This is a genomic window from Streptomyces sp. NPDC034084 (assembly GCF_055575535.1).
The window spans coordinates 1,039,637-1,055,728 of the sequence record NZ_JBVISK010000002.1 but is presented as its reverse complement, the minus strand read 5'-3'; the positions used below and the strand labels follow the sequence as shown (position 1 = coordinate 1,055,728).

The 16,092-nt window shown below is 71.8% G+C and carries 15 protein-coding genes; 10 read left to right on the top strand and 5 right to left on the bottom strand.

Translation table 11 applies throughout. The features are described from left to right. Positions 1-50: 50 nt before the first annotated feature. A complete protein-coding gene (gene map, locus ACZ51I_RS10255; RefSeq protein WP_468873469.1) occupies positions 51-818 on the bottom strand; it encodes a type I methionyl aminopeptidase in 768 nt (255 codons plus the stop codon). A gap of 33 nt (positions 819-851) precedes the next feature. Here map and ACZ51I_RS10250 point away from each other — a divergent pair, with 33 nt between their 5' ends. After that, positions 852-1,103 (top strand): helix-turn-helix domain-containing protein, encoded by a 252-nt coding sequence (locus ACZ51I_RS10250; protein ID WP_468873467.1) that lies wholly within the window; start codon positions 852-854, stop codon positions 1,101-1,103. A gap of 9 nt (positions 1,104-1,112) precedes the next feature. Here the strand turns inward: ACZ51I_RS10250 and ACZ51I_RS10245 are convergent, their stop codons facing one another. Further along, the gene (locus ACZ51I_RS10245; protein WP_468873465.1) at positions 1,113-1,781 is read right to left on the bottom strand and encodes an NAD(P)-dependent oxidoreductase; all 669 of its coding nucleotides are present in this window, start codon (positions 1,779-1,781) and stop codon (positions 1,113-1,115) included. A gap of 61 nt (positions 1,782-1,842) precedes the next feature. On the opposite strand from ACZ51I_RS10245, the gene ACZ51I_RS10240 reads away from it, so the two are divergent. From ACZ51I_RS10240 to ACZ51I_RS10210, 7 genes are all read left to right on the top strand, one after another. Then, on the top strand, positions 1,843-2,238 hold the full coding sequence (locus ACZ51I_RS10240; protein WP_468873463.1) for a winged helix-turn-helix transcriptional regulator: 396 nt from the start codon (positions 1,843-1,845) through the stop codon (positions 2,236-2,238). Between the two features lie 99 nt (positions 2,239-2,337). Then, positions 2,338-2,718, top strand: coding sequence for a PPOX class F420-dependent oxidoreductase (locus tag ACZ51I_RS10235; protein WP_468873461.1), 381 nt, complete (start codon positions 2,338-2,340; stop codon positions 2,716-2,718). 108 nt (positions 2,719-2,826) lie between these two features. After that, positions 2,827-4,314: a UL36 very large tegument protein gene (locus ACZ51I_RS10230; RefSeq protein ID WP_468873459.1), complete on the top strand. Its 1,488-nt coding sequence runs from the start codon at positions 2,827-2,829 to the stop codon at positions 4,312-4,314. A 276-nt stretch (positions 4,315-4,590) separates the two neighbouring features. Continuing rightward, complete coding sequence (locus tag ACZ51I_RS10225; RefSeq protein WP_468873456.1) at positions 4,591-5,433, top strand: nitrilase-related carbon-nitrogen hydrolase; 843 nt, start codon at positions 4,591-4,593, stop codon at positions 5,431-5,433. Continuing rightward, a complete protein-coding gene (locus ACZ51I_RS10220; RefSeq protein ID WP_468873454.1) occupies positions 5,430-6,710 on the top strand; it encodes an aspartate aminotransferase family protein in 1,281 nt (426 codons plus the stop codon). The genes ACZ51I_RS10225 and ACZ51I_RS10220 overlap by 4 nt, the downstream gene beginning before the upstream one ends. Positions 6,711-6,777: 67 nt before the next feature. Further along, entirely contained in the window at positions 6,778-8,169 is a 1,392-nt protein-coding gene (gene hydA, locus ACZ51I_RS10215) for a dihydropyrimidinase (protein WP_468873452.1), read from the top strand. Between the two features lie 10 nt (positions 8,170-8,179). Further along, positions 8,180-9,193 (top strand): TIGR03842 family LLM class F420-dependent oxidoreductase, encoded by a 1,014-nt coding sequence (locus tag ACZ51I_RS10210; protein ID WP_468873450.1) that lies wholly within the window; start codon positions 8,180-8,182, stop codon positions 9,191-9,193. A 74-nt stretch (positions 9,194-9,267) separates the two neighbouring features. Here ACZ51I_RS10210 and ACZ51I_RS10205 read toward each other — a convergent pair whose 3' ends face one another. Next, positions 9,268-10,608, bottom strand: coding sequence for a jacalin-like lectin (locus tag ACZ51I_RS10205; protein WP_468873448.1), 1,341 nt, complete (start codon positions 10,606-10,608; stop codon positions 9,268-9,270). Positions 10,609-10,882: 274 nt separating this feature from the next. Here ACZ51I_RS10205 and ACZ51I_RS10200 point away from each other — a divergent pair, with 274 nt between their 5' ends. Then, complete coding sequence (locus ACZ51I_RS10200) at positions 10,883-12,184, top strand: SLC13 family permease (protein ID WP_468873445.1); 1,302 nt, start codon at positions 10,883-10,885, stop codon at positions 12,182-12,184. A 6-nt stretch (positions 12,185-12,190) separates the two neighbouring features. Next, positions 12,191-12,640 carry a universal stress protein gene (locus ACZ51I_RS10195; RefSeq protein WP_468873443.1) on the top strand — a complete coding sequence of 150 codons (450 nt, stop codon included), beginning with the start codon at positions 12,191-12,193 and terminating at the stop codon, positions 12,638-12,640. Positions 12,641-12,723: 83 nt separating this feature from the next. Here the strand turns inward: ACZ51I_RS10195 and ACZ51I_RS10190 are convergent, their stop codons facing one another. Together ACZ51I_RS10190 and ACZ51I_RS10185 are read right to left on the bottom strand one after the other, a co-directional pair. After that, positions 12,724-14,151, bottom strand: a complete 1,428-nt coding sequence (locus tag ACZ51I_RS10190) for an endo-1,4-beta-xylanase (protein WP_468873441.1) — start codon at positions 14,149-14,151, stop codon at positions 12,724-12,726. A gap of 374 nt (positions 14,152-14,525) precedes the next feature. Next, on the bottom strand, positions 14,526-16,007 hold the full coding sequence (locus tag ACZ51I_RS10185) for a glycoside hydrolase family 43 protein (protein ID WP_468873438.1): 1,482 nt from the start codon (positions 16,005-16,007) through the stop codon (positions 14,526-14,528). Positions 16,008-16,092: the final 85 nt, after the last annotated feature.

Sequence of the window (16,092 nt, the reverse complement as noted above, 5' to 3'; positions counted from 1 at the left end):
GGTCGGCGTCCTGACGGGCGCCCGGCGCCTGACGGAGGTCCCGGGTCCGGCTACAGCGCCGTCAGGACGCGCGGGCCGTCGTCCGTGATCGCCACCGTGTGCTCGGCGTGGGACGCGCGCGAGCCGTCGACCGTGCGGATCGTCCAGCCGTCCGGCGCCGTGTAGTGCTCGTCCGTGCCGCCGCCGATGAGCATCGGCTCGATCGCGAGCACCATTCCGTGACGCAGCCTCATGCCCCGGCCCGGGCGTCCCTCGTTGGGCACGCCCGGGTCCTCGTGCATGGCGCGGCCGATGCCGTGGCCGCCGAAGCCGTCGGGGATGCCGTACCCCGCTGACCGGCAGACCCGGCCGATCGCGTGGGCGATGTCGCCGATGCGGTTGCCGACGACGGCCGCGGCGATGCCGGCCTCCAGGGCCTCCTCCGCCGCGGCGATCAGCCGGGTGTCCTCCGGCCGGGCCGGGCCGACGGTGAAGCTGACGGCCGCGTCCCCCGCCCAGCCGCCCAGCGTCGCCCCGCAGTCCACCGAGACGAGGTCGCCCGGAGCCAGCCGGGTCCCGTCCGGGATGCCGTGCACGATCGCGTCGTTCACGGAGACGCACACGACCGCGGGGAACGGCACCGGGGCCCACTCCGGGCGGTAGCCGAGGAAGGGCGACCCGGCGCCCGCCTCGGTGAGCACCGCGCGCGCGGCCCGGTCGAGCTCGGTGAGCGTGACACCGGGCGCCGCCTTCTCTCGTACGGCCGCCAGGGCACGGGCCACCACCCGGCCCGCCTCGCGCATGGCCGCCAGGGATTCGTTCGTCTTGATCTCCACCATGACCAATTACTATACCGGTATTAGAATGGGGGCATGGTGCGCACACCCCTGACCCCCGAAGAGCGCGAGCGCGGCGAGCGCCTGGGCCTGCTCCTGCGCGAGGCGCGCGGCGAGCGGTCCATGGTCGAGATCGCCGCGGCCGCCGGTCTCTCCGCCGAGACCCTCCGCAAGATCGAGACCGGCCGGGCCCCGACCCCGGCCTTCTTCACCGTCGCGGCCCTGGCCGGGGTCCTCGGTCTCTCCATGGACGCACTGGTGGTGCACTGCACTCCCGCCCCCGCCTGAGCCGACCTCTCAGACGGAGACCGCCAGCTGCACCCGGCTGTGGCGCGGGCGCTCGATCTCGTCCAGGAGCGCGAGCGCCAGATCGGCGTGGGCGATGCGGCCCGGACCGTCGAGCACCGTGCCGACCGCCGTCCGGTAGCCGCCCGTCGCCTCCGCCTCCGCGTTCAGGTCCATCGGCGGGATCACCATCAGCCAGTCGAGCCCGTCCCCGGCCTCCGCCGAGAGCAGCTCGAACTCGGCCACATGCCCCTGGGCGAAGGCCCGCCAATCCGCCGGGAAGTCGGGCGCGTCCATCACCCGCACGCCGGGAGCGGTCTCCAGGGTCGTGACGATGCCCAGGGTGAGGAGCCGCCCGACCCCCGCCTCGGTGAGACCGGCGACCAGTGCCTTGGCCGCGGCCGTGAAGAAGTCGGCCGAGGGCACGTCGAGACGGACCGCCGCGTTCACCGCCGCGTCGTGGCCCGCCGCGAGCGCCGCCACCGAGGCCGCGTCCGTCGCGTCGCCCCGTACGAGCGTGACGCCCGCGCCCTCCAGGTCGCGGTACGCGTCCGGGTCGCGGACCACGGCGGTCACGCGGTGGCCCCGGGCCACCGCCTCCGCCACAGTCGCCCGGCCGACCCGCCCGCCGGCGCCGAAGACCAGAATGTGCTTGCCGTTGTCGCTGCTGTCGTTGTTCATGACGGGACCGTAGAACGGGCACCCCTGGTTACTTCAACGGTACTGGGCTAGCGTCGGACTCATGATCGAGAAGTCCTTCGCGGAGCCGCTGAGCCCCTCCCTCTTCCACGATCCCGACTGCGGCGGGGGCCCCGCACAGCCCATCCGCGTCGGCGGCAAGTGGACGGCGATGGTGCTGCGCTGCCTGGAGGACGGGACGCCCCGCCGCTTCTCCGAACTCCGCGTCCCCCTGCACTGGATCACCCCCAAGGTCCTCACCGAGACCCTCCGCGCCATGGAGCGCGACGGCTTCCTCACCCGTACCGTCCACGACGAGAACCCGCCCCGCGTCGAGTACGCCCTCACCGCCCTCGGCCGGTCCCTCCTCGCCCCGCTCGACACGGCATGCGACTGGGCGCGTACCCACGCCCCCGAGATCAGCGAGGCCCGCAGCGCGTACGAGCACGCCGCCGGCTGACCGTGTCGCGACGCTCGGCGTCGGCTGACAACACCCTCGGACGGTCACACCAGGCCGCCGGCCCGTGAAGCCCCGGCCGCGCGCTTTAGGCTGCCGGACATGATGCCCGAAGAGCTGCGGCGCGGCCGCTACGTCAGCCTGACCACCTTCCGGAAGAACGGCACGGGCGTCGCGACACCCGTCTGGTACGCGGTGGAGGGCGCCGAGCTGTACGTGTGGACCCGCGCCGACTCCTGGAAGGTCAAGCGCCTGCGCAACGACCCCCGGGTCGAGGTCGCCGTCTGCGACCTGCGCGGCAACATCGCCGACGGCGCCGAACGGTTCGCCGGGACGGGCCGGCTCGTGGAGGGGGAGGAGCTGCGGCGGATCCGGCGCCTGCTCTCGCGCAAGTACACCTGGCAGTACTGGCTGACCGACGTGCCGGCCATGATCGTCCGACTCGGCAAGCGGCCTCACACCGGGATCGTCGTCACGTTCTGACTTCGCACCCGGATGAAAACGGTCCGTAGTCGTCCCGTAACACGACTGCGGTCCAATACCCGCGGACCGGAAGGTTCCAGTCGACTGCGGGGCAGGTGTGTAGGACCTATGACGGTGGATCAACTGCCGGTGGAAGTTGCGGCGTTCACGCGCTGGCTGGTCGAGCTGGTGGGCCGCGCGCGGCGGGACGGCGGCTGGTACGAAGTCTTCGTCGCACGCGACCCGGAGGGCCTGCGGGCCTGTCTCGACGGGGCCGAGATCCTGCCCTGGGACGTCGTCGAGTCCCTCCTCCAGGACGCGGGCGAACCCGCCCACGGGCCTTTCGCCGCCCAGGGCAGGGCCCTGTACGAAGCGGCCGCGGGCGCCCACGACGGCCGGCCCGGGGGAGCGGAGGCGCTCGCGCGCCGCCGGGACCTCATGGAGGACGAACGCCGCCACGCCGAGACCCGGAGCCGCGAACTCACCGCCCGGCTGCACAGGACCCCGTCCCCGGCGGAGGCCGCCCGCCTGGAACACGACCTCGCCTGGACCCGGGACGACCACGCCAGGGCGACGGCCCGGGTCGGCGAACTGACGAGGAGGCTGGCCGAGCTGGGGCGTCGCGCGCCGGGCGGGAGACCAGGGGTCCCGGGGGCGCCGGCGGGGGTCGGCGGTCCGGGGGGAGTCGGGCGGGCTGACATGGGTGGTCCGGCGCGGGGCGGGCCCGGCCGTGCCGCGGGTCCGGCGTGGGCCCCGCCTGCCGGGGGCTCGGGCCCGGACGGTGCCGGCCCCGCTCGTACCAGCGGCCCGGTGGTGGACGTGTCGGCCCGCGCGGCGGGCCCCGGGCACGGCGCCCGCGCCGACTCCGCCGACCTGGCGGCCGGTGCCGTGAAGCCCGCCAGGCGGCGCCCCCGGGGCGCCCGGTACGCCTGGCTGGAGGAGGGCGCCGAAGCGGCGGTCGAGGAACCGGCCCCACTGCCCGCGCTTCCGGCCGGGGGAGCGGCTCCCCGGGGGGCCCGCTTCGGGGGTGCCACGCCCGCCGTCGCCGTCGAGGGCCTCGTCACGAATCCCGCCCCCGACCCCGCCGAGGCCGACCGCGCCGCGGCCAACGCCGTCTACGCCCTCCGGCGTCTTCGCGCCCAGGGCCGCAGCGGCGAGGCCCACGCCCTCCTCTGCGAGGCGCTCGACGGGCAGCCCGCGCGGCTGCCCGCTCTCGCGGCCGAGTTGCACCGGGCCGGGCTCGGCGCCGACTGGTCCACCCTGCTCTGGGAGGCGGCCACGCTGCCGCCCGGCCGGCTCGCGGCCGTCGCGGGCGTGCTCGCCGACGCGGGCCGGGCAGCCGACTGCGAGCAGTTGCTCCGGCAGGGCGTCGCCCGCCCGGTCGAGGAGCTCGCCGAGGCGTGCGCGGCGCTGCACGCGGAAGAGCGCCACCGCGAGGCGCACGCCCTGCTCACGGCGTTCGTCCGGGTCCGCGCCCCCGAGGACGCCGCCCGGCTCGCGAGCGCGGACCCCCACGGGCTGGTGCCCCAACTCCTCGTCGCGGCCCGCGCGGTCTCCCCGTCCCGGGAGCGCGGACTGCTCCACGCCCTGCGGGTGGCGGGCCTGACGGCGGTATGACGGACGGAGACCCCGCGGGCCGCGCGGCCTCCGGGGCTGCGGTGGCGGATGGGCGAGCGTCCCTCCGGCGCGACGGTGACGGTGAGGGCCTCATCCGTACGGGTCCGTATGTGTCAGTACGTGTCCGACGTGGACCACTCGGGTATGAAACATGATCGACCCGGCCGCTTCGCGGCGGCGGTCTTGCTCCGCGGTGTGACGGGGCTTACGTTCTCCTCCTACGCACCGCGTCTACGTGCGTAGAGGCTCTCTGACGCCGTGCCGAAGGAGCAGCTCATGACCGACGTCGTACGCGCCGCGCTCGTCCAGGCGACCTGGACGGGCGACACCGAATCCATGATCGCCAAACATGAGGAGCACGCCCGCGAGGCCGCCCGGCAGGGTGCCAAGGTGATCGGCTTCCAGGAGGTGTTCAACGCCCCCTACTTCTGCCAGGTCCAGGAGCCCGAGCACTACCGCTGGGCCGAGCCCGTCCCCGACGGCCCCACCGTCCGGCGGATGCGGGACCTCGCCCGCGAGACCGGCATGGTGATCGTCGTCCCGGTCTTCGAGGTCGAGAGCGACGGCTTCTACTACAACACCGCGGCCGTCATCGACGCCGACGGCAGCTACCTCGGCAAGTACCGCAAGCACCACATCCCCCAGGTCAAGGGCTTCTGGGAGAAGTACTACTTCCGCCCGGGAAACATCGGCTGGCCGGTCTTCGACACCGCCGTCGGACGGGTCGGCGTCTACATCTGCTACGACCGCCACTTCCCCGAGGGGTGGCGCCAACTCGGTCTCAACGGCGCACAGTTGGTCTACAACCCCTCGGCCACCCACCGCGGCCTGTCCTCCCACCTCTGGCAGCTGGAGCAGCCCGCCGCCGCCGTCGCCAACGAGTACTTCGTCGCCGCCATCAACCGCGTCGGCATCGAGGAGTACGGCGACAACGACTTCTACGGCACCAGCTACTTCGTCGACCCGCGCGGCCAGTTCGTCGGCGACGTCGCCTCCGACAAGACCGAGGAACTCCTCGTCCGAGACCTGGACTTCGGGCTCATCGAGCAGGTCCGGCAGCAGTGGGCCTTCTACCGGGACCGCCGCCCCGACGCGTACGACGGGCTGGTGCAGCCGTGAGCAGCCTGTACGCCCGGCACAAGGCCGTCATCCCCGACTGGATCGCCCTCTACTACCGCGACCCCATCGAGATCACCCACGGCGAGGGCCGCCACGTCTGGGACGCCGACGGGCGCAGGTACCTCGACTTCTTCGGCGGCATCCTCACCACCATGACCGCCCATGCCCTCCCCGAGGTCACCAAGGCCGTCGCCGAGCAGGCCGGGCGGATCATCCACTCCTCGACGCTCTACCTCAACCGCCCCATGGTGGAGCTCGCCGAGCGGGTCGCCGGCCTCTCCGGCATCCCCGACGCCCGCGTCTTCTTCACCACCTCCGGCACCGAGGCCAACGACACGGCCCTCCTCCTCGCCACCGCGTACCGCCGCTCGAACCAGATCCTGGCGATGCGCAACAGCTACCACGGCCGCTCCTTCTCCACCGTCGGCATCACCGGCAACCGCGCCTGGTCGCCCACCGGCCTCTCCCCGCTCCAGACCCTGTACGTGCACGGCGGCGTCCGCACCCGCGGCCCCTACGCCGAGTACACCGACGAGCGGTTCACCGAGGCATGCGTCGCCGACCTCGAGGACCTCCTCGGCCACACCCGCGACGTCGCCGCCCTCATCGCCGAGCCCGTCCAGGGCGTCGGCGGCTTCACCTCCCCGCCCGACGGCCTGTACGCCGCCTTCCGCCGCGTCCTCGACCGGCACGGCATCCTCTGGATCTCCGACGAGGTGCAGACCGGCTGGGGCCGCACCGGCGACCACTTCTGGGGCTGGCAGGCCCACGGCCAGGCCGGACCGCCCGACATCCTCACCTTCGCCAAGGGCATCGGCAACGGCATGTCCGTCGGCGGCGTCGTGGCCCGCGCCGAGATCATGAACTGCCTCGACGCCAACTCCATCTCCACCTTCGGCGGTTCACCGATCACCATGGCCGCCGGCCTGGCCAACCTCTCCTACCTCCTGGAGCACGACCTCCAGGGCAACGCCCGTCGTGTCGGCGGCCTCCTCATCGAACGCGTCCGGGCGGCGGCCGCCGGGGTGGAGGCGGTACGGGAGGTCCGCGGCCGCGGTCTGATGATCGGCATCGAGCTCACCGAACCGGGCACCGACCGGGCGAACCCGGACGCGGCCACCGCAGTCCTGGAGGCCGCCCGCGAGAACGGCCTGCTCATCGGCAAGGGCGGCGGCCACAACACCAGCACCCTGCGCATCGCCCCGCCGCTCTCGCTCACCGTCGCCGAGGCCGAGGAAGGCGCCGCGATCCTCGAAGAGGCCCTGCGGTCCCTGTAACCCTCCCGTACTCGCAGCCCTCCAGTTCCTGCAGCCCTCCGATCCCTGCAGAAGGGAATACTGGGAAATGACCCGGACTCTGATCACCGGCGGTCTCGTGATCACCGCCGCCGACGAAACGCACGCGGATGTGCTGATCGACCACGGCCGGGTGGTCGCCCTGGCGGCGCCGGGCAGCCAGCAGTGGACGGCGGACCGGGTGATCGACGCTTCGCAGAAGTACGTCATCCCGGGCGGGGTCGACGCGCACACGCACATGGAGCTGCCGTTCGGCGGCACGTCCGCGTCGGACACCTTCGAGACGGGCACGCGGGCGGCGGCGTGGGGCGGGACGACCACGATCGTCGACTTCGCCGTGCAGTCGAAGGGCGAGCCCCTGCAGGCCGGCCTGCACGCCTGGCACGAGAAGGCGGACGGGAAGTGCGCGATCGACTACGCGTTCCACATGATCATGTCGGACGTGAACGAGTCGACGCTCAAGGAGATGCCGAAGCTCATCGAGCACGGCGTGACCTCGTTCAAGCTGTTCATGGCGTATCCGGGCGTCTTCTATTCGGACGACGGGCAGATCCTGCGCGCCATGCAGGTGGCCGGGGACACGGGCGGCCTGATCATGATGCACGCCGAGAACGGCATCGCGATCGACGTCCTCGTGGAGCAGGCCCTCGCCCGGGGAGAGACCGATCCCCGCTACCACGGCGAGGTCCGCAAGGCCCTCCTGGAGGCGGAGGCCACCCACCGCGCGATCCAGCTCGCCCGGGTCGCGGGGTCTCCGCTGTACGTCGTGCACGTGTCGGCGGAAGAGGCCGTCGCCGAACTCGCCGCCGCCCGCGACAAGGGACTTCCCGTCTTCGGCGAGACCTGCCCGCAGTATCTGTTCCTCTCCACCGACAACCTCGCGGAGCCGGACTTCGAGGGCGCCAAATACGTCTGCTCCACCCCGCTGCGGCCGAAGGAGCACCAGGCCGCGCTGTGGCGGGGTCTGCGGACGAACGACCTCCAGGTGGTCTCCACCGACCACTGCCCCTTCTGCTTCGTCGGCCAGAAGGAGCTGGGCCGGGGCGACTTCTCCAAAATCCCCAACGGTCTTCCCGGCGTCGAGAACCGCATGGACCTGCTCCACCAGGCCGTCGTCGACGGACACATCTCCCGGCGCAGGTGGATCGAGATCGCCTGCGCGAGTCCGGCCCGGATGTTCGGCATCTACCCGCAGAAGGGCACGATCGCCCCCGGTGCCGACGCGGACATCGTCATCTACGACCCGCACGCGACCCAGACCCTGTCGGCCGAGACCCACCACATGAACGTCGACTACTCGGCGTACGAGGGGAAGACCGTCACCGGCCAGGTCGAGACCGTGCTCTCGCGCGGCGAGATCGTCCTCGACCAGCGGAAGTACGTCGGCCACGCCGGTCACGGCACCTTCGTACCGCGGTCCACCTGCCAGTACCTGAACTAGGAGAACCACGTTGGACTTCGGACTCGTCCTGCAGACCGACCCGCCCGCCTCGCAGGTCGTCGGCCTGATGCGCCGGGCGGAGCGCAACGGCTTCCGCTACGGCTGGACCTTCGACTCCGCCGTGCTCTGGCAGGAACCCTTCGTCATCTACAGCCAGATCCTCGAACACACCACCAAGCTCCACGTCGGCACGATGGTGACGAACCCGGGGACGAGGACGTGGGAGGTGACGGCCTCCACCTTCGCGACGCTCAACGACATGTTCGGCAACCGGACCGTCTGCGGCATCGGCCGCGGCGACTCCGCCATGCGTGTCGCCGGCCGGAAACCGAACACCCTGGCCCGCCTGGGCGAGGCCATCGACGTCATCCGTGACCTGGCGGAGGGCAGGGAGGCGGAGGTGGACGGCAACGCGGTCCGCATCCCGTGGATCAAGAACGGCAAGCTGCCGGTGTGGATGGCGGCGTACGGGCCGAAGGCCCTCGCCCTCGCGGGCCAGAAGGCGGACGGCTTCATCCTCCAGCTCGCCGACCCGTTCCTCACCGAATGGATGGTCAAGGCCGTCCGGCAGGCCGCCGTCGACGCCGGCCGTGACCCCGACGCCCTCACCATCTGCGTCGCCGCCCCCGCGTACGTCACCGCCGACGACTCACCTGCGGCGCTGGCCCACGCCCGCGACCAGTGCCGCTGGTTCGGTGGCATGGTCGGCAACCACGTCGCCGACCTCGTCGCCAAGTACGGCGAGCACTCGGACATGGTTCCGGACGAGCTCACCGCGTACATCAAGGACCGGCACGGCTACGACTACAGCCACCACGGGCGCGCCGGGAACCCCGACACGGCCTTCGTTCCCGACGAGATCGTCGACCGCTTCTGCCTCCTCGGGCCCGCCGAAACCCACATCGCCAAGCTCCGCCACCTCAAGGACCTGGGCGTCGACCAGTTCGCGGTCTACGACATGCACGACAACCGCGAGGGCACCATCGACGCCTACGGAAGCGACATCATCCCCGCGCTGGGCTGAGCCGCGCGGGAGCCGCGGGGCCGGCGTCGTCGGGCTTGAGGCCGGCGTGCGTCCGGACCGCCGGGACGCCGACGTCAGCGCAGGGTGTGCAGGAAGCCGATCTTGTCGACCTCGTCGCCCGCGCGGCCGTGGAAGCCGGTGATCTGCCGGCCGGGGGGAGCGGTGCGGGTGACGCAGTCGGAGGTCGGCGTGCCGCCGGCGAGGGTACGCCCGAGGTTCGTCGTGAACCGGGCGTGGAAGATCCGGGTGCGGCCGTCATTCTGGCCCCGGCACAGGTGGGCGGTGGTGATGTACTCCCCGCTGCCGAGCGTCAGGGACGCCGCCGTGCCGCCGGTTCCTCCGTGGGTGAGCGTGGTGCCGTTGTCGAGGGTGAGGGCGAGCCGGTCGATCCGGGAGCCGGCGCTCAGGGTGACGGCGGTGGCACGGGCACCCACGGGGACGCGGTCGATGTCGTTGAAGTGGTCGCCGTGCGGCCCGCCGAACGGGTCGGTCGACTGGAAGGCCGGGTTGCGGGACCAGGAGAAGCCGACCGCGACGGGGTCGTGGTCGGAGAGCATGAGTCCGTCTCCGCTGAGGAACGCCGCGTGCTCGTTGTCGTAGGAGAGGGCGCGCAGGGAGACGAGGGTGCTGCCGCGGTAGAGGACTTTGTCCACGAGCTCGCAGGTGTTGGGCACGGTCGGCCGGGTCTGGTCGCAGAGCAGGGGGTCGCTGCCCTTGGCGGGCGGGGTGCCGCCGCGGATCAGTTCCACCCAGGCGTCGGTGAGCCCGTTGGCGGCGGCGAACTCGGCGATGGTGTCGCCGGTGCGGGTGTAGCGGGTGTTGGTGTCGCCCATGACGACGACCGCGTTGCCCGCCGAGTGCGTCGTGATGAAGTCGGTGAGCTGGTCGAGGTTGTCCGCGCGGGCCCGCAGGTCCCCGGCGCTCGTTCCGGCGTTGGTGTGGAGGTTGTAGAAGTCGACGTACACGCCCTCGGCGAGGCGCTCGCGCATGAACGTGAAGCCCTTGGGGGTCAGACAGTCGCCGGAGTCGTACTGGCACGACCGCCAGCGGGCCCGCTCGAAGTCGTCCACGTCGTCGGGGGACTTCGACAGCGAGTTGAGCCCGCTGCCGATGCCGGCCCCGCCACTGGTGGGTGTCCGGTGGGGGTGGGCGGTGTCGGCGGCGTACAGGCGGGCGTGGTAGTTGAAGTCCTCCTGGACGTGGACGAGGTCGTACGGCGCGATCCGCCGGCCGATCTCCGTCGTGCTGGACTCGCGCGGCGTCGGGGCGCTGGAGATGCTCTCGGGCAGACCGGCGATGTTGTAGGTGAGCACGGTGAAGGTGCCCGAGTCGGCGGCCGTCGCCGCCGGGGCGGTCACGGTGAGGCCGGCGAGTGCGGCTGCCGCCGCCGTGAGGCAGGCGAGGAGTCGGCGCATGGGGGTCTCCTGGTGTGTGGGGCCGTCGGCGGTGGTGCGGAGTGCGTGGCCCGGGCAGGGGGCGGGTCAGGCGCGGGCGCGCCCGCCGAGACCGAAGGCCGGGAGAGAGGAGCCGAGTGACGAAATATCGAACAATGGTCGATGAGTCGCAGATCTCGGCGCACGCTAGTGACGCCCGCCCACACCGTCAACGGCCCCCCACCGCAGTGGCGCGAAGTCGGCCACCTGGCCGATTTCTGGGGCGTGATCCTTCGAAGGGGTAGCGTTCGGGGCGATGGTGTGGGCGGCCTGGCCGCCGCTACGGAAGGACCCGACCCTGAACCCCCAGCTCGCGGAGACGCTGTCCGCGGCCCTGCTCGTCCTCGTGCTGGCCTGCGCGGTCATCCGCCCTTTCGGGTGGCCGGAGGCGGTGGTGGCCGTTCCGGCGGCGGCTCTGGTGATCGTCTCGGGTGCCGTCTCGTTCGACGACGCGCTGGCCGAGGCGGAGCGGCTCGGGCCGGTGGTCGGGTTCCTGGCGGCCGTCCTGGTGCTGGCTCAGCTCTGCGACGACGAGGGGCTGTTCCAGGCGTGCGGGGCGTGGATGGCGCGGACGGCGGCCGGTCGGCCACGCCGTCTGCTCGCCCAGGTGTTCCTGGCCGCGTCGGTGATCACGGCCGTGCTCAGCCTGGACGCCACGGTGGTGCTGCTGACGCCGGTGGTGTTCGCCACCGCGGCCCGCATCGGGGCGCGTCCCAAGCCGCACGTGTACGCCTGCACCCACCTGTCGAACACGGCGTCCCTGCTGCTGCCCGTCTCCAACCTCACCAACCTGCTGGCGTTCACGGCCAGTGGATTGAGCTTCACCCGGTTCGCCGCGCTGATGGCCCTGCCATGGGCGGCGGCGATCGGCGTCGAGTACCTGGTCTTCCGGCGGTTCTTCGCCACCGACCTGGACGCCGGGGCGCAGGCCCCGGCCGCCGTGGAACCGCCGCCGCTGCCGCTGTTCGCCTTGGTGACGGTGGCATGTACGCTCGCCGGCTTCGTCCTGACCTCGGCGCTCGGCGTCGACCCGGCCTGGGCCGCCCTGGCCGGCGCGCTGGCCCTCGCCGTCCGGGCCCTGCTCCGGCGCCGCACCACCCCCCGGGCGCTGGTCCGTGCCGCCTCCGTGCCCTTCCTCGCCTTCGTCCTCGCCCTCGGGATCGTCGTCCTGGCCGTGGTGGACAACGGCCTCGACGACGCACTGGGACACGTCGTCCCCCACGGCACCGGATTGCCCCACCTGCTCGCCCTCGCCGGGCTGGCCGCCGTCCTCGCCAACGTGATCAACAACCTGCCCGCGGTCCTGGTGCTGCTGCCGCTGACCGCCCCGTCGGGGCCCGGCGCCGTCCTCGCCGTCCTCCTCGGCGTCAACATCGGCCCCAACCTCACCTACGCCGGCTCGCTGGCCACGCTGCTGTGGCGGCGCATCGTCCACGCCCACGACGGCGAGGTGGAGCTGAAGGAGTTCACCCGGCTCGGCGTGTACGCGGTTCCCGCGAGCCTGGCCGCCGCCGTCCTGGCACTGTGGCTCTCCCTGACCCTCATCGGAGGAGGCTGACCCCTTATGGCCGTGGTCGTCTGGATCGTCGAGGGCACCTGGCCCGCCTGCGTGGACGCCGCCCGTACGCACACCCCGGCGGGGGCCGACACCGTCCTCCTGCACGTCACCCCGGCCGACGTTCCCGGCGCGGCACACGGCGCCTTCGCCGGACTCCTCGGCCGCGGCCACCCGGAAGCGGACCCCGGCACCCGACTGGAACACCTCGCCGCCACCTCCGCGCGGCAGCTGCTCCAGGCCGCCGCCGAGCGCCTGGGCCGCCCCTGCACCCGTACCGAGCGCACCGGGCGCGTCGAACGCGAGGTGCTCGCCGCGGCCGAAGGCTGCGACCTGCTGATCCTGGCCCGCGACGGCGACCACACCCACCTCGGCCCCCACAGCCTCGGCCCCGCCGCCCGCTTCGTCCTCGACCACGCCCCCTGCCCGGTGCTGCTCGTCTGGCCGCCACCCCGGTAGGTGTACTGGACGACATCGCCGGCGTCGGCCGTGGAGGAACCCCGTACCTCCACGGCCTTGCCGCTCCCGCGGTCCGCGGTGCGTCAGGTGCGGGTCCAGCGCTGGTTGCCGCCGTTCCAGCAGGAGTAGAGCTGGATCAGGGTCCCGTTGGCGGTGCCGTTGGCGGCGGCGTCGAGGCAGAGGCCGGACTGGACGCCGACGATGGTTCCGTCGGAGTCGAGGCGCCATTTCTGGTTGTCGCCACCCCAACAGCTGTAGATCTGGACCTTGGCGCCGTTGCCGGTGCCGGCGGCGTCCAGGCACTTGTCGCCGTAGACCCTGAGCTCACCTCCGGCGGTGTAGGTCCACTGCTGGTTGGTGCGGTTGTTGCAGTCCCACAGGTTGAGCTGGGTGCCGTCGGCGGTACTGGCGCCGGGCACGTCGAGACAGCGGCCCGAAGCGACGCCCTTGATCTGTCCGGAACCGGGGGCGGGGGTCGGGGAGACGGCGTTGAGCGCGTTGAGGACGGAGGTGTAGGCGGGCTTCTTGCTGCCGTCGCCGTTGAACAGCAGCGGCGTGTGGTCCGCTCGCCAGGAGTCGGAGTCGCGCACACCCCAGACGGTGATGCCGAGGCAGCGCGGGACGGCCAGACAGTCGTTGGTCACGTTGGCGTAGGTCGTGGCCGAGGCGCCCTGGATGTCGAGTTCGGTGACGGCCACATCGACACCGAGGGCGGCGAAGTTCTGCAGGGTGGTGCGGAAGTTGCTGTTGTACGGGCTGTCGCTGTTGAAGTGCGACTGGAAGCCGACGCAGTCGATGGGGACGCCGCGCTGCTTGAAGTCCCGGACCATGGCATACATGGCCTGCGTCTTGGCCCAGGTCCAGTTCTCGACGTTGTAGTCGTTGTAGCAGAGCTTGGCGGCCGGGTCGGCGGCGCGCGCCGTGCGGAAGGCGACCTCGATCCAGTCGTTGCCGGTGCGCTGCAGGTTCGAGTCGCGCCGGGCTCCTGAACTGCCGTCGGCGAAGGCCTCGTTGACCACGTCCCACTGGGCGATCTTGCCCTTGTAGTGGGCCATCACGCCGTTGATGTGGTTGGTCATCGCCTGGCGGAGCGGGCTGCCGCTGAGGCTCTGCATCCACCCGGGCTGCTGGGAGTGCCAGGCCAGGGTGTGGCCACGCACCTGCTTGCCGTTCTGCACCGCCCAGTTGTAGACGCGGTCTCCGGCGGTGAAGTTGAACTGGCCCTGCTGGGGTTCGGTGGCGTCGATCTTCATCTCGTTCTCGGCCGTCACCGAGTTGAACTCGCGACCCGCGATCGAGGTGTACGCCGAGTCGTTGAGTCGGCCCGAGGCGATGGCGGTCCCGAAGTAGCGGCCGCTCTGCGCCGCCGCACTGCCGAGCGTGCTCTCGGCGGCCTGTGAGGTCAGCGGTGCCACCAGCACGGCGGCCGAACCGAGGACGCCGACGACCAGGGCCGTACCCAGGCCGCCCATTTTCCGGCGGACGGTGGCGGGAATGGCGTTTAATTGCATGACTGAGCCTCCAGGGAGAAATGGCGGGAATGCTGGGAGCGCGACAGAATGAATGCGCGTCAGCGGCGCCCGCGTCCATTGACGAAAGACGGTCACCGCCAGGGAAAAGCGATCCGCGGCCGGCGTTCGGCACCGTGACAGACGGGCGAACCCGCCTCGGGACTCAGTGTGGAAACTCGACAGAAACATGTCAACAGTTTCGAAATGCTTTCGGAAGCCCTTTTCTCTTGGGGGGAGTCGGGTAGGGGCTTCGAGCTGCACGATGAGGCACCGGAAGTCTTGCGGTGGCGAGGGTGGTTTTATTCACCTCGCATCTCTGGGAGGCCGAATTCGACCGCCCCCGAGCGGCCACCCCGTCGAAGCGGAGAACGACCTCACGTGCAACCCGTGTCCAGGCGGTTCCCGTCGGCTCGGTACGTGATGTCGAACCTCGTGAAGTGGGCCTGGTTGGTGGAGGGGCGGCCGTTGGAGGTGGCGTAGAGGCCGAGCTGGACGCTGGTGAACAGCGGCGTGAGAAAGGTGGCTTCGACGGTGGGCAGGTTCTGCCAGGCACCGTCGCGTGCCGCGTGGGCGAAGGTGTGGCTGAAGCCGCGGATGCGGACCCCCAGGCGAACGGGGCCCGGGGGGACGGGTGCGCGAGCCAGGACATCGGGCCCGTGACGCAGGCTGAGTCCGTCCGTGGTGCGCAGGAAGAGGAGGTGGGTGTCGTCGTCGAGGACTACGGCGAGGCCTGCCTGTTCGTCCGGGGTGGCGGGGGTGAAGCGCAGTTCGGTGGAGACGTCGCAGTCGGGGTGTTCCTGGGGGCGGGCCAGGAGGGACGGGACGCTGCGCTCGCCGAGGCGTTCGGGGCGGAGCTGGAGCCGTAGCCCGTCTCCGGTGGTCCAGAACCGCACGGGTGGGGTCCGCAGGGTGCTCCAGTCGGTGGAGAGGGTGGCGAAGTCGTCGTGGAGGGGGCGGCGAGGGTCTGTGTGGGCGACGGGGGAGAAGACGGGCCAGCCGTCATTCCAGGTGATCCGGCTGAGGAACGTCTCGCGGCCGATGGCGGAGCCCGGGCGGACGCCCAGGAGGACGGCCCGCCAGTCGCCGTACGGGGTTTGGACGAGGTCGGCGTGCCCGGTGCAGGTGACCCTGCCCGCGGCGGGTGCGAGTACCGGGTTGTGGGGGGCGCCCTTGTAGGGGCCGGTCACGTGGTCGGCACGGGCGGCCACCACGCTGTGGTCCACCTCGGTGCCGCCCTCGGCGGTGAGCAGAAGATAGGTGCCGTCGATCTTGTAGAGGTGCGGGGCTTCCGGCCATCGGGCGTCCGGACGGCTTCCCGACCACAGGACGTACTCGGGTCCCGTGAGCCGTCGCTCGCGGGGGAGGTATTCGCGCATCCAGATCTCGGTGCGGCCGGCGGCCTCGTCCAGTACGCGAGCGGCGGTGAACCAGGCTCGGCCGTCGCCGTCGCCGTCGCCGTCGTCCGGACCGTCGTCGAAGAAGAGCGACGGGTCGAAGCCCTCGCCCTCCAGCCAGTGCGGATCCGACCACGGCCCCGCCGGGTCGGTCGCCGTGACGACGAAATGGCCGGGGCCGTCCATCAGCGTGCAGACGAGATGGAAGACCCCGTCGTGGTGCCGGATCGTCGGCGCGAACAGGCCCCGTGAGGGCTCGCAACCGTCGAGGTCGAGCTGAGACGCCCGGTCGAGCGCGGAGCCGAGGCGCCGCCAGTGCACGAGATCGCGACTGTGGAACACGGGAAGTCCCGGGAACCATTCGAAGCTGGACGTCACCAGGTAGTAGTCCGCTCCCACTCGGCAGACGGACGGGTCGGGCCGGAACCCGGGCAGCACGGGATCACCGAACGACGTGGTCATGGAACCGGGACCCTCTCGAACGGTACGGACAGCGCGGAGAAGGTGATCCGAGCGGCCGCGGGGCCACGCCAGGACTTGGTCAAGG